The 13110-nt window shown below is 71.7% G+C and carries 13 protein-coding genes; 10 read left to right on the forward strand and 3 right to left on the reverse strand.

Translation table 11 applies throughout. From position 1 onward, the window contains the following. Positions 1-1285, reverse strand: a 1285-nt coding sequence (locus tag BOSE127_RS00595) for an MFS transporter (protein WP_159555964.1), incomplete at its 3' end; no start/stop codon positions are given. Between the two features lie 102 nt (positions 1286-1387). Between BOSE127_RS00595 and BOSE127_RS00600 the strand changes: the two genes are divergently transcribed. The 7 genes from BOSE127_RS00600 to BOSE127_RS00630 all read left to right on the forward strand — a co-directional run bounded on the left by BOSE127_RS00600 (position 1388) and on the right by BOSE127_RS00630 (position 8762). After that, positions 1388-2809, forward strand: a complete 1422-nt coding sequence (locus BOSE127_RS00600) for an LLM class flavin-dependent oxidoreductase (protein ID WP_071252231.1) — start codon at positions 1388-1390, stop codon at positions 2807-2809. After that, a partial coding sequence (locus tag BOSE127_RS00605; protein ID WP_159556196.1) for an acyl-CoA dehydrogenase family protein occupies positions 2806-4011 on the forward strand: 1206 nt, incomplete at its 3' end. The genes BOSE127_RS00600 and BOSE127_RS00605, both read left to right, overlap by 4 nt. Positions 4012-4290: 279 nt before the next feature. Continuing rightward, positions 4291-4806 (forward strand): GNAT family N-acetyltransferase, encoded by a 516-nt coding sequence (locus BOSE127_RS00610; protein WP_017885822.1) that lies wholly within the window; start codon positions 4291-4293, stop codon positions 4804-4806. Beyond that, positions 4803-5465 (forward strand): HAD-IA family hydrolase, encoded by a 663-nt coding sequence (locus BOSE127_RS00615; protein ID WP_017885821.1) that lies wholly within the window; start codon positions 4803-4805, stop codon positions 5463-5465. Before BOSE127_RS00610 ends, BOSE127_RS00615 begins: the two co-directional genes overlap by 4 nt. Continuing rightward, positions 5462-6112 carry an HAD family hydrolase gene (locus BOSE127_RS00620; protein WP_083389270.1) on the forward strand — a complete coding sequence of 217 codons (651 nt, stop codon included), beginning with the start codon at positions 5462-5464 and terminating at the stop codon, positions 6110-6112. The genes BOSE127_RS00615 and BOSE127_RS00620 overlap by 4 nt, the downstream gene beginning before the upstream one ends. 19 nt (positions 6113-6131) lie before the next feature. Continuing rightward, positions 6132-7880 (forward strand): AMP-binding protein, encoded by a 1749-nt coding sequence (locus BOSE127_RS00625; protein ID WP_159555965.1) that lies wholly within the window; start codon positions 6132-6134, stop codon positions 7878-7880. Positions 7881-7907: 27 nt separating this feature from the next. Further along, a complete protein-coding gene (locus BOSE127_RS00630; protein ID WP_159555966.1) occupies positions 7908-8762 on the forward strand; it encodes a hypothetical protein in 855 nt (284 codons plus the stop codon). Here the strand turns inward: BOSE127_RS00630 and BOSE127_RS00635 are convergent, their stop codons facing one another. Next, the gene (locus tag BOSE127_RS00635) at positions 8763-9992 is read right to left on the reverse strand and encodes an MFS transporter (RefSeq protein ID WP_159555967.1); all 1230 of its coding nucleotides are present in this window, start codon (positions 9990-9992) and stop codon (positions 8763-8765) included. After that, positions 9989-10525, reverse strand: a complete 537-nt coding sequence (locus tag BOSE127_RS00640; protein WP_159555968.1) for an ArsR/SmtB family transcription factor — start codon at positions 10523-10525, stop codon at positions 9989-9991. The genes BOSE127_RS00635 and BOSE127_RS00640 overlap by 4 nt, the downstream gene beginning before the upstream one ends. A gap of 70 nt (positions 10526-10595) precedes the next feature. On the opposite strand from BOSE127_RS00640, the gene BOSE127_RS00645 reads away from it, so the two are divergent. The 3 genes from BOSE127_RS00645 (at position 10596) to BOSE127_RS00655 (ending at position 13064) form a co-directional block, all read left to right on the forward strand. Further along, positions 10596-11081, forward strand: coding sequence for a luciferase domain-containing protein (locus BOSE127_RS00645; RefSeq protein WP_236559465.1), 486 nt, complete (start codon positions 10596-10598; stop codon positions 11079-11081). Between the two features lie 190 nt (positions 11082-11271). Continuing rightward, on the forward strand, positions 11272-12204 hold the full coding sequence (locus tag BOSE127_RS00650; protein ID WP_017885815.1) for an ABC transporter ATP-binding protein: 933 nt from the start codon (positions 11272-11274) through the stop codon (positions 12202-12204). Next, entirely contained in the window at positions 12201-13064 is an 864-nt protein-coding gene (locus BOSE127_RS00655) for an ABC transporter permease (protein ID WP_042540425.1), read from the forward strand. Before BOSE127_RS00650 ends, BOSE127_RS00655 begins: the two co-directional genes overlap by 4 nt. The last annotated feature ends 46 nt before the right edge of the window (positions 13065-13110 follow it).

A 13110-nucleotide genomic window follows, 5' to 3' on the forward strand; every position in this document is an offset into this window, starting at 1 on the left:
CGATCGTCAGCACCGCGTACACCCCGAGGTACCCGCACAGGATCCACGGCGAGCCACCGCCCAACTGCACGAACACCGCGGCCAGCAGCGGCGTCAGCCCCACCGAGAAGATCGACCCGATCTGGTAGCCGAGCGACATCCCCGAGTACCGCCGCCCGGTCGGGAACTGCTCCGCGAACCACGCCGCCTGCGGGCCGTAGATGCTGTCGTGGAACACGCACATCCCGATCAGCGCCACGAGCGGCAGCAGCACGAGGGGCCCGGCGTCGAGGAACGCGAAGAACGGCCAGATGAGCACCGCGATGCCCACAGCCGACCAGATCGTGAGCACCCGCCGCCCGACCCGGTCGGACAGCCACCCCCAGAACGGCGTCGACACGAGCGACACCGCCGAGATCACGAGCACGGCCTGCAGCCCCGCGTCCGAGCCCGACGGCCCCCGCACGTTGCCGAGGTAGGTCAGTGAGTACGTCGTCAGGATCGAGTACAGCGCCGGTTGCACGAGTCGCAGGCCCGCCGTCACCAGGATCGACCGCGGGTGCTGCCGGATCGCCTGCCACACCGGGAACCGTTCGACCCCACCCGAGGCACGCAGCTCCTGGAACACCGGGGCGTCCTGCACGCCGAGCCGGATGACGAGCCCGACCGCGACGATCACGGCGGAGAACAGGAACGGCAGCCGCCAGCCCCAGGCCAGGAACGCCTCGGTGCCGAGCAGCGACCGCACGAGCGTGAAGACCCCGGTCGCCAGGAGCATCCCGCCCGCCGACCCCATCTGCGTGAACGCCCCGAACAGCCCGCGGTGCCGTTCGGGCGCGTGCTCGACGGACAGCAGCGCCGAGCCGCCCCACTCGGCTCCGGCAGCGACACCCTGCAGCAGCCGCAGGAACACGAGCGCCACGACGGCGCCGACCCCGATGGTCGCGGCGGACGGGATCACCCCGATCAGCGTGGACGCGATGCCCATCAGCACCAGCGATGCGACGAGCAGCTTCTTCCGCCCGATCCGGTCGCCCAGGTGCCCGGCGACCACCCCGCCGAGCGGCCGCGCCACGAACCCGACGCCGTAGGTCGCGAACGATGCGATCACCCCGACCGCGGGTGTGACGGACGGGAAGAACGTCGGTGCGAACACCAGCGCCGAGGCCGTCGCGTAGAGGTAGAAGTCGTAGTACTCGACGGTCGTCCCGATGAACGACGCGAGCGCGACCCGACGACGGGTCGCGCTGGTCGACGGTGCGGCGGGACGGCCGGGAGGCGCGGTGACGGTGGTCTGGCTCGGCATGCCTCAGGAGCATGGTCGCGTCCACTGCGCCGGGGAACACCACGCGTAACGTGAGGTCACGTCGCTGTCGGCGGGCGGTGCCCGCCGACCACGATGGGTCGCATGAGCGATGCACCGAACCGCCCGCTGCGCTTCGCGGCCTTCGTCATGAACACGACGTCGCACATCCAGCACGGCCTGTGGCGGCACCCCGACGCTCGGCAGGCCGACTTCGACGACGTGACGCTCTGGACCGACCTGGCGAGGACCCTCGAGCGCGGCAAGTTCGACGCGATGTTCTTCGCCGACGTCGTCGGCACCTACGGCCCCGGTCGCGGCGACTACTCGACCAACCTGCGCGAGGGGCTGCAGATCCCCTCGAACGACCCCTCGGTGCTGCTCTCCGCGCTCGCCGTGTCGACCGAGCACCTCGGGTTGGCGTTCACCTCGAGCGTCATCCAGGCGCACCCGTTCGACTTCGCCCGCAAGGTCTCCACGCTCGACCACATCACCCGGGGCCGGATCGGCTGGAACGTCGTCACGAGCGCCCTCGACAGCGCCGCCCGGAACTTCGGCGCCGACCGGCTCGAGGAGCACGACGAGCGCTACGTCTGGGCCGAGGAGTACCTCGAGGTCTGCGCGAAGCTCTGGGAGGGATCCTGGGACGACGGCGCCGTCCTGAAGGACCCCGTCCGCGGCTACGCCGACCCCGACAGGGTGCACCGCATCGACCACCACGGCGCCCGCTACGACGTGCAGGGTCCGCACCTGTCGGCACCGTCACCGCAGCGGACGCCGGTGCTGTTCCAGGCGGGGTCCTCGCCCGCCGGCCGAGCCTTCGCGGCCCGGAACGCCGAGGCCCAGTTCATCCTGACCTCGAACCGTGACGCCACCGAACAGCTCATCCGGGAGACCCGCGACCTGTCCGCGGCCGCCGGCCGGCGGCGCGACGACATCGCGTTCTTCCTCGGCCTGACCTTCGTCACCGGCTCGACCGAGGCCGAGGCGAAGGCCAAGGAAGCGGAGATCGACGAGTACCTGGCCGCCGACGGGTTCCTGGTGCACTCGAACCTCGGCTTCGACGCGGACACCGGCGAGCCCCTCGACCCGGACACGCCGCTGTCCGAGGTCCGCACCCACGCCGGGCAGTCGCACCTGCAGTGGCTCCGCGAGGCCGCCGGGGACCGCGAACCCACCATCGCGGACCTCGCCCGGTTGTCCGCGAAGCTCCGCGCCCGGGTCGTCGGGACGCCGGAGCAGATCGCCGACGAGCTCGCCGACTGGCAGCGGGTGGGCGTCGACGGCGTCAACGTCATCAACTGGACGCTGCCCGGCTCGTATGAAGAGTTCGTCGACCACATCGCGCCGACCCTGCAGGAGCGCGGACTGATGCAGTCCGAGTACCGCGAGGGGACCCTGCGCGAGAAGCTCTCCGGCCACGCACAGCTGCCGGACTCGCACCCGGCCCGGCAGTGGCGCGGGGCGTTCTCCGGTGGCGCGAGCGGCGTCGCGGACGCAGCCCGTGCGGTGGAGGTGCCCGCATGACGGACGCGACGACGACCGACGGGCGCACGCCGGGCCTCCCGGCCGACCGTCTGTCGACCCTGCGCGAACGCTTCGCGCCCGTGTTCGCGACGATCCGCGACGGCGCGGTCGAGCGTGAGCTGGCGTCCGGGACGCCGGGCGACCGGCCGCTGCCGCACGCCGAGGTCCGGGCGCTCGCCGACGCGGGGTTCGGGCGGTTGCGCGTGCCGGAGGACCGCGGTGGGTTCGGCGTGACGCTGGTGGAACTCGCGCACCTGGTGGCGGACCTGGCGGCGGCGGACTCGAACATCGCGCACCTGTGGCGGGGACACTTCGGGTACACCGAACTGGTGCTGTTGCGGCCGCACTCCGCGTCGCGCGACGAGTGGCTCCAGCGCATCGTCGGCGGCGCGATCATCGGGAACGCGACCTCGGAGCGGACCGGGACGACGCTGGCCGACATCTCGACCACGGTGACGCCGGCTGGTGATCTCCTCCGCCTCGAAGGGCGGAAGTTCTACTCGACCGGCACGCTCTACGCGGACTGGATCTACCTGGCGGCGGACCGTGACGGGGAGCGCGTGACGTTCGCCGTCGACGCCTCCGCGCCGGGCGTGACGAGCATCGACGACTGGGACGGTTTCGGGCAGCGGTTGACCGCGTCCGGCACGACCGTGTTCGACGGGGTGTCGGTCGACCCGTCGGTGGTGTCGGCGTACCGGGACGCCCCGCTGTCGCACATCCAGGCCTTCTACCAGCTGTACCTGCTGGCGGTCCTCGCCGGGATCGGGCAGGCGGTGTCCGACGACGCCGTGGCCTTCGTGCGACCACGGACCCGCACGTACATCCACGCCAACGCAGCCGTGCCGGGCCAGGACCCGCAGGTGCTCGCGGTGCTCGGGCGACTGTCGGCCGGCGCGTTCACCGCCCGGTCGCTCGTCGCCGCCGCCGCCGGGCTGCTCGACGGGGTCGTCGCGACGAACGAACCCGGGGCCGGTGTCGACCGCGTGCTGCTCGACGCGGCCGAGAACGCCGTGTACCAGGCGCAGGTCGAGATCGGGCCGCGGGTGCTGCGGTCGGCGTCCGAGCTGTTCGAGGTCGGCGGGGCGTCGGCGGCCGACCGGACGCGTGCGCTCGACCGGCACTGGCGGAACGCGCGGGTGGTGGCGTCGCACAACCCAGCTGTCTACAAGGAGCGGCTCGTGGGGGAGTACGCGCTGCACNAGATGCCGAACGCGGCACCGCCCAGCACGAGGGCACCGGTGGTGGCGAGGGTGATGGAGGTCTTGAGGCTCTTACGCATCGTGATCAGTCCTTTGCTGTTGTCGCGCTCGGCGCGGCTGCTGTGTGCGCGCCGAACACACCCTGGTGCAGGGTGGAGAACCAGCGGTGTGCGGCTGGTGAGCGCTCCGGGTGGTTCCCGGTCGTTGCAGGTGATTCGGCACCCTCTGCCCGTCGGATTGGGACGACTTCTCCGGGCCCGTCGCCCCTAGGCTCGGGGCATGCGGGGAACGACGATCCGACCGACCACCGAGGACGACTGGGAGCGGGTCCGTGCGCTGCGGCTCGAGATGATCCAGGACACCCCGAAGGCCTACGGGGAGCGGCTCGCCGACGCCGAGCAGCTGCAGGAACGTGACTGGCGGCGCCGCGGTCGCCGTGAACACGACGTCGGCGGGACGACCCTCGCCGCGATCGACGCCGACGGCACGTGGGTCGGGACGATGGGGGTGTACGTCCCCGGTCCCCGTGTCGGACCGCTCCTGGTCGGCGTCTACGTCGCACCCTCGCACCGGGGTCGTGCCACTGGTGTCGCCGATGCGCTGCTCGACGAGATCGAGGTGTGGGCGGCGACGCACGGGTCGGCCCTGCGGCTGCACGTGCACGAGGGGAACACCCGCGCGCAGGCCTTCTACGCCCGGCGCGGCTACGAGCCGACGGGCGCGACCGAGGCGTACGTGCTCGACCCGAGTGAGCTCGAGGTCGAGATGATCCGACAGCTGCGGGGATCGCTGTGACCGCCGGGGCGGCCGGGGCGGCCGTGCCCGCTGTGCGGTGGCTGCTGCTCGACGTGGGCGGGGTCCTCGAACTCGTCGACGACGCCGCGTGGCCCGGACACTTCCGGGCGCGGTGGGCCGAGCGGCTCGGGATGACGACGGACGACTTCTCCGCTCGGCTCGTCGCAGCCGACCTGCCCGACGCCTCGCGGCAGACCGGCGTCGTCGACCGGTACTGGGGTGCGATCGGCACGGCGCTCGGGCTGTCGGCCGAGCAGCTCGCCGCCATGCGCGCCGACTTCTGGGATGCGTACTGCGGCACCCTGAACGAACCGCTGTACGACTTCCTCGCCGGACTCCGCGGCACGATCGGCCTGGCGATCCTGTCGAACTCGGGCGACGGCGCCCGCGAGGAAGAGGAGCGGCGCTTCCGGTTCTCGGCGGTGTTCGACCCGATCTGCTACTCCCACGAGATCGGCGTGAACAAGCCCGATGCCGAGGCGTTCCGGATCACGCTGGACCGCCTGCAGGCGACCCCGGCCGAGGTGCTCTTCATCGACGACGTCCCGGAGAACATCGCGGCCGCCCGTGCACTCGGCATCGGGGCGCACCTGCACGTCGACACCGACGAGACGATCCGGGTGCTCGACGCGGTCGTGCGGGGGAGCGGCCGGCCGTGACCGTCGGCATCGTGTTCTTCGACGTCGACGGGACCCTCGTCACCCCCGGTTCCAGCAGCAGCTTCCTGGCAGCCCGGTTCGGGCACCAGCGAGCCCTCGACCAGGCAGAGGCCCGGTACGCCGACGGCGAGCTCACCAACCAGCAGGTGAGCGAGGTCGACGCCCTCGGGTGGCGCGGCACGGCCACTGCGACGGTCGAGCGGTGGCTCGACGACCTGCCGGTGTTGCCCGGCACCGACGCCGTCGTCGCCTGGTGCGCTGCACACGGCGTCGAACCCGTGCTCGCGTCGCTCGCCTGGCAGCCCGTGACCCGCTCCTTGGCGCGGCGGTTCGGGTTCGTCGCGAACGGAGGACCCCGGGTGGGGGAGCGCAGCGGCGTCCACGACGGCTCCGTCGCGGAGCACTTCGACGAGTTCGACAAGCGGGACCGGGCGCTCGCGCTCGCTCGCGACCGCGGTGTCCCGATCGAACGCTGTTGCGCCGTCGGGGACAGCCGCTCGGACATCCCGCTCTTCCGGGCGCTCCCGAGCGCGCTGGCGCTCAACGCGAGCCCGGCTGCACGTGCGGCTGCGAGTGACGCGATGGACGCGGACGACCTCTCGAGCATCGTCCCCTGGCTCGACCGCTGGCTCCGGGGACTCGCCTGATCGATCCGCTCCGAGGCGGATGCGGCATGATCGGTCCGTGTCTTCTGTGAACCCGACCGACGCGTACCGTGCCGCCCGCGACCAACTCCTCGCTGCGGACTCTCCTGAAGCGGCACGCGCCGGGTTCCGGTGGCCCGACGTCGGCGAGACGTTCAACTGGGCGTCCGACTGGTTCGACGTCATCGCGACCGACAACGGCCGCACGGCGCTCTGGATCGTCGAGGAGGACGGCCGTGAACAGCGGCTGAGCTACACCGAGATGGCCGCACGCTCCGATCGGCTCGCCGCACGCCTGCACGGCTTCGGCGTGCAGCAGGGCGACCACGTCCTCGTCATGCTCGGCAACCAGCTCGAGCTCTGGGAGACCATGCTCGCCGTGATCAAGCTCGGCGCGGTCATCCTGCCGACGTCGACGATGCTCGACACCGCCGACCTGCAGGACCGTGTCGACCGGGGTTCGGTGGCGCACGTCGTCACGAACCAGAGCGAGACACACAAGTACGACGACGTCCGAGGCGCCTTCACGCGCATCGTGATCGGCGGCCACTCCGACGGCTGGACGGAGTACCCGAGCGACCTGGGCGAGCCCGCCCCTGAAGGCGAGGCACGCCCGCGGGTCATCACCCGCACCACCGACCCGTGCCTGGTCTACTTCACGTCCGGCACCACGTCGAAGCCGAAGATGGTCGTGCACACCCAGACGTCCTACCCGGTCGGGCACCTCAGCACCATGTACTGGCTCGGCGTCCGCCCCGGTGACGTCCACCTGACGATCAGTTCGCCCGGCTGGGGCAAGCACGCCTGGAGCTGCTTCTTCGCGCCCTGGATCGCCGAGGCCACCGTCTTCATCCACAACACCGCACGCTTCGACCCGGCCGGCCTGCTCGCCCAGCTCGAACGCGCCGAGGTCAACACGTTCTGCGCCCCGCCCACCGCCTGGCGGATGATGCTGCAGTCCGACCTCGGCGCGAAGCCGCGTGCACTCCGCGAGGTCATCTCGGCCGGCGAGCCGCTCAACCCCGAGGTCATCGGCCGGGTCGAGGCAGCGTGGGGGCTCACCATCCGCGACGGCTACGGGCAGACCGAGACCACCGCGATCGTCGGCAACGCCCCCGGAGCCCCCGTGACCCCCGGAGCCATGGGCAAGCCGCTGCCCGGCGTCACCGTGACGCTGCTCGACCCCGTCACCGGCGAACCGGGCGACGAGGGCGAGGTCTGCCTGGACCTGACCGAGCGGCCCGTCAACCTGATGGCCGAGTACCTGGGCGACCCCGATCGCACGGCGTCGTCGATGCGCGACGGCTTCTTCCACACCGGCGACATCGCCGTCCGTGACGCCGACGGCGAGCTGACGTTCATCGGTCGCACCGACGACGTGTTCAAGTCCTCCGACTACAAGGTGTCGCCCTTCGAGGTGGAGAGCGCGCTGCTCCAGCACCCGGCCGTGGCCGAGAGCGCGGTCGTCCCGGCTCCCGACGATGCCCGCCTCAACGTCGTCAAGGCGTACGTCACGTTGGCCGCCGGATGGGAGGCGTCGGCCGACACCGCCAGACAGGTCCTGGAGTACGCACGCACGGCTCTTCCCGCCTACGCGCGTGTGCGCCGGGTCGAGTTCGCGGAGCTACCGAAGACCATCTCGGGCAAGATCCGTCGCGTCGAGCTGGGGGAGCGCGAGGAGCTGTCGGTGACCAACGGCACACGTGCCGAGGGGGAGTGGCGCGACGACGAGTTCCCCGGCCTCCGCGCGCCCCGCCCGCAGACGAGCTGACCCGCACTGGCACCCAGGGCTCGGCACGTGGAACTGATCACGGACGTCACGCGCGGCGACTGGCTGTTGGCCCGGGCCGGCGAGTTCGCCACGTTCGGCGGCGTCGCGGGCACCGGCTTCGAGGCGTACGCGCGGATCCTGCACCCGCTCCGCGCGGATCGCGAAGACCGCTCGACCGTGGACGAGTACGACGACCACCCGGTCATCGAATCGACCGAGTGGCGTTGGGCCGCCGTCGCCGAGCGCACCCGTCGGACGATCGATCCCCTCGTGTCGTGGCAGACGCTCAGCGGTCGGGACGACGAGTCCGACCTGTCCTTCGAGGACGGCTGGCTCGTCCACCCGCCCGAAACGGGCTGGTACGAGCCGACGCAGCTCGCCGTGCTCACCGGGCTCCTCGCCGACGCCACGTCGACGCCGGACGACCTGGTCGGGGCGGTCTGGGACGGATGGGGCGACCTCAACGCGTCGACGTTGGGCTTCGGGTGGCAGGGGAGCGGCGAGCCGACGGCGGCCGAGCGTGTGGAGATGCAGGCGCACATGGCCCGGGCCCAGGCGCAGCACCGGCGGGAGCAGGCTGCGCTCCGGGAGTCGCTCGCGGGTCCGCGCTTCCCGTGGCCAGCCCGGGACTGCTTGCTGCTCTCCATGTCGCTGCAGCAGCTCGGCGACCCGTCCTGGATGGACGACGCCCGCGTGGGCACGTACGTCGGCGTCGAGCACACCCCGCAGATGCTCTGGCCGGAAGGGCACGAGTGGGTGCTCGCCACCGAGATCGACTGGGACTCGACGATCGTCGCCGGGACGCGGTCGCTGGTCGACACGATCCTGGCCGATCACCGGTTCGAGGCGTACGAGGTCGATGCCGAAGCCTCGCCTGGCTGATCAGACGGGCAGGGGCACCTCGGTGGTCACACGACGGACGCTCCGGGTCGACGCCGCGACCACGGTGGCGACGACGATGACGACGGCGCAGCCGATCAGCGTCGTGCTCGTCCCGACGGCGTGCGCCAGCGGTCCGACCAGGGCCTCGCCGAGCGGGACGGCGACGAACGATCCGACCATGTCGTACGAGTAGACCCGCGACAGCACGGCGCGGGGCACGTTCGACTGCAGTGCGTGGTCCCAGGCGATCGCGAACAGCTCGAGGGCGATCCCGCCCAGGGCGAACGCGACGAGCAGGGTCGGCAGGGCCGGGGCGACCCCGAGCGCCACGACGGGGAGCGCGGTCACCGCCATCAGGGCGACACCGATGCCGAGCGCACGCCGGGGCCGCCACCGCAGGGCGATCAGCGCACCGAGTGCCAGGCCGACGGTCTGCGCGGCGACGACGAGCCCCCAGGCCGCCCTGCCGAAGGAGTCGTCCGCGACGACCGGTCCGAGCACGGTCGTCGCGCCGACGAAGGCGGCGTTGAGCACTGTGAACTGGGCGACCACCGTCCAGACCCAGCGTCGTCCCGAGAACTCGACCCATCCCTCCCGGATGTCCGCGATCACCGACGGGCGGTCGGCCGGTGCGATCGACGCGCGACGGGGCAGGCGTATCCGCGCGTACAGGGCTGCGGCGACGGCGAAGCCGGCGGCGTCGACCGCCAGCCCCCACCCGGCACCGACGAGCGCGACCATGCCGGCCCCGGCGGAGGCACCGACGATCGTCCCGGCGTTGATGCTCAACCGGATCACGGCGTTCGCGGGGCGGAGCAGCGCCTCCGGAACGGTTTCGGGCACCATGGCCGCGGTCGTCGGCAGGCTCACCGCGGCGACCGCGCCGTTCAGGATGCTCAGGACGACGAGGAGCGGGACGGTCGCGGTGCCGGTCAGGACCAGCGCGGCGACAGCGGCCTGTGTCACCGCCGCGCCGAGCGACGTGGCGACGAGCACGACGTCGCGGGGCAGGCGGTCGGCGATGACCCCGCCGAACAGCAGGACCGCGACGTTCGCGACCGAGCGTGCGGCCACGACGAGACCCAGGTCGACGGGTGAGCCGGTGAGGTCGAGGACGGCGAACGCCAGGGCGATCGGGGCGACGGCGTTGCCGACGATGCTCACCGTGCGGGCTGCGAGCAGCCAACGGAACGGTGCGTGGGCGAGGACGCCCGTGGTCGGCGTGCTCACGGTCGCCGCATGGGGAACATCGAGACGGTCATCGACACCGGCACCGTGCCCGGGGTACGCGGGCGCTGTGCTGCTGCGTGGAGCAGGGCGGACGCCTGGCCGACGTGGTGCACCACGCGCCGCCACGTCTCGGGGCTGACCCACAGTTCGGCGTCGGTCGAGACGGCAGGGCCCGTGGTCCGCTGGTGCAGTCGTCGCCGGAGCTCTTCGACCTGCGCCTCGACGTAGACGAGCTGGTCCTGCACCGAGATGCGTTCCGGGTGCCCACCATCGGGGACGGCGTCGAGGTCGAACGGTTCGGACGACGACTCGTGCCGGTACCGCTTCGCCTCGCCGCCTCGGAGCCGCACGACCTCGACGACCGCGACCAGCCCCGCCCGTTCGAGCACCCGCAGGTGGTAGCTCGCGGTGGCCTGCGAGAGGCCGAGTTCCCGCGCGGCCTCGGCCGCGCTCATCGCGGTGCTCGTCACCAGCGACAGCAGGCGGAGCCGGATCGGGTGGGCGGTCGCCCGGAGGGACTGGAGGCTCGACATGCGCCCATCGTCGCCGCTGCGGTCGATACCGTCAAACGGCTCTTTGGGGGTTGTCGGATACTGTCGATGGATGATCAACACCGCCCGCCGCGGCGAACGACCAGCCGTGTCCGGAACTGGCCCCCAGCGTCAGCTCACCGACCGTGCCACACCGGAAGTGTGGGGAGCGTTGGTCGGGCGTGCTGTGGCCCTGCCCGGTGTGGAGGAAGGGCACAGTCAGGTGTCCCCGGCTTCGTCGCGCGCATTGTTCCTCCGTGATCAGCGCTCCCACGTCGTCCCGTGGACCTCGCTGGCCCCGGACGGGCGACTCGAACCCGTGCACCTGCACGGCGTCGAGGACACTTCAGTCCACCTCTGTCTCCCGGTCGCGCGGGGAACCGAGCTGACCGAGCTGGCGTGGGCGATCCCGCACCAGTACGAGGACCACGGGACCGAGTTCATTGTGTTCGGCCCGCGCGATGCCCAGGAACTCTCGGTCGTGCTGTCGATCATCGAGGAGAGCCTGGCCTTCGCTCGAGACCCGGGCGATGAGCGTCCGGCGCACGAGCCCGCCTGATCACCGCGCACCGGTCTTTCGCGCTCAGCGACACCTCACGGGCCGCCGCGCGCGTGAACTGTCGCCCAGCGCGAAACAGCGCGACCCCCCGCCCGCGTCACCCCGCCCCATCCGCGTCAGCCTGTGGGAGCACACATCTCCCCCCAACGGCGGACGCGGCGCCGACCACCGCTCCCGTAGCGTCGACGCCGTGATCGAAGTCAGCCATCTCACCAAACAGTACGGTCCGAAGACCGCCGTGGACGACGTCTCCTTCGTCGTGCGTCCCGGCAGTGTGACCGGCTTCCTCGGGCCCAACGGCGCCGGGAAGTCCACCACGATGCGCATGATCATGGGGCTCGACCAGCCCACGTCGGGCACAGCCACCGTGAACGGCCAGCCCTACACGAGCTTCCGCGACCCGCTCCGGCAGGTCGGCGCCCTGCTCGAGGCGAAGGCGGTCCACTCCGGACGCAGCGCCTACAACCACCTGCTCTCCCTCGCGGCGACCCACGGCATCCCGAAGTCCCGCGTGCACGAGGTCATCGACATGACCGGCCTCGACTCCGTCGCGAAGAAGCGCGTCGGCGGGTTCTCGCTCGGCATGGGGCAGCGCCTGGGAATCGCTGCCGCACTGCTCGGCGACCCGAAGACCCTGATCCTCGACGAGCCGGTCAACGGCCTCGACCCCGACGGCGTGCTCTGGGTCCGACAGCTCGCCCGCCGCATGGCCGCCGACGGCCGCACGGTGTTCCTCTCCAGCCACCTGATGAGCGAGATGGCACAGACCGCCGACCGCGTGGTCGTGCTCGGCCGGGGCAAGGTCCTGGCCGACGCCCCGATCGCGGAGTTCGTCGCCGGTGGCGGCGCCGCTGCCGGCACCGATGCCGCCGTCAGCCGTGTCATCGTCCGCACGCCGGACCCGAACGGCCTGTTCAACGCCATCGGCCCGAACGCCGCGGTCACCCAGCGCGAGGACGGCTCATTCCTCGTCGTCGGGCCCGACGCACCGACGGTCGGCAACATCGCCGCACAGGCAGGCGTCCCCCTGCACGAACTCACCCCGACCGGCGCGAGCCTGGAAGAGGCCTACATGGCCCTCACCCGCGACGACGTCGAGTACCGATCGGAGGGCACCCGATGAGCGCCACCACCTCGCCCACCACACCGTCGACCCGGATGTCCGGCTCGACCCGCCTGTCGTTCCCGCACCTGGTGCGGAGCGAGTGGATCAAGCTGCGCAGCATCCGGTCCACGTTCTGGTGCTACGCGATCCTGGTCGTCCTCACGATCGGCATGGCCGCGCTGATCGGGGCGAACACGAACAGCGGCGGCCAGGAGCTGCCGACGGACCTCGCCAACGGCACCTTCGTGAACGCCAACGCCGTGGGTGTCCTGCTCTCGTCGCTCGTCGTCGGCGTGCTCGGCGTCCTCATCATCACCGGTGAGTACGGCACGGGCCAGGTCCGCTCGACGTTCACCGCCGACCCGCGACGCACCGGCGTGATCCTGGCGAAGGCCACCGTCCTTGCCATCGCGACCTTCGTCGTCAGCGCCGTCGCCACCTGGATCGGCGTCCTCATCTCGCTGCCGCTGCTGGCCGGCAACGGCATCGAGCCGGAGGTCAGCGACCCGTCGGTGTTCCTGCCGATCCTCGGTTCGTCGGTCTTCCTGACCCTGCTGGCGCTCCTCGCGTACGGCATCGGTCTGCTCGTCCGGTCGAGCGCCGGCGGCATCGCGATCACGCTCGGCCTCCTGCTGGTCGTTCCGGGGGTGCTCGCACTCATGAGCGGACTGATGAAGGTCGACTGGCCGATGGACATCGCGGCGTTCCTGCCCGACTCAGCCGGCGGCCAGCTCTACGCCTACTCGTACGACGGCGCGAGCACGGTCGACAACAGCGGGGTCGTGCTGAACGGCTGGGGCGGCTTCGGCGTCCTCGCCGCCGAGGTGCTCGTCGTCGGTGGCCTCGCCCTGACGCTCGCGCGCCGTCGCGACGTCTGACGCGACCACCCCACGGCCGGGAGGCGCGGTGCCAGCTGGCACCGCG

Origin of the sequence: Curtobacterium sp. 8I-2 (assembly GCF_902506155.1) — a bacterium.
GTDB lineage: Bacteria > Actinomycetota > Actinomycetes > Actinomycetales > Microbacteriaceae > Curtobacterium > Curtobacterium poinsettiae.

Excerpts from the sequence above, each read along its gene's own strand:
- BOSE127_RS00600 (WP_071252231.1), top strand. The coding sequence starts at position 1,388 with ATGAGCGATGCACCGAACCGCCCGCTGCGCTTCGCGGCCTTCGTCATG.
- BOSE127_RS00610 (WP_017885822.1), top strand. The coding sequence starts at position 4,291 with ATGCGGGGAACGACGATCCGACCGACCACCGAGGACGACTGGGAGCGG.
- BOSE127_RS00625 (WP_159555965.1), top strand. The coding sequence starts at position 6,132 with ATGCGGCATGATCGGTCCGTGTCTTCTGTGAACCCGACCGACGCGTAC.
- BOSE127_RS00640 (WP_159555968.1), bottom strand. The coding sequence starts at position 10,525 with ATGTCGAGCCTCCAGTCCCTCCGGGCGACCGCCCACCCGATCCGGCTC.
- BOSE127_RS00645 (WP_236559465.1), top strand. The coding sequence starts at position 10,596 with ATGATCAACACCGCCCGCCGCGGCGAACGACCAGCCGTGTCCGGAACT.
- BOSE127_RS00655 (WP_042540425.1), top strand. The coding sequence starts at position 12,201 with ATGAGCGCCACCACCTCGCCCACCACACCGTCGACCCGGATGTCCGGC.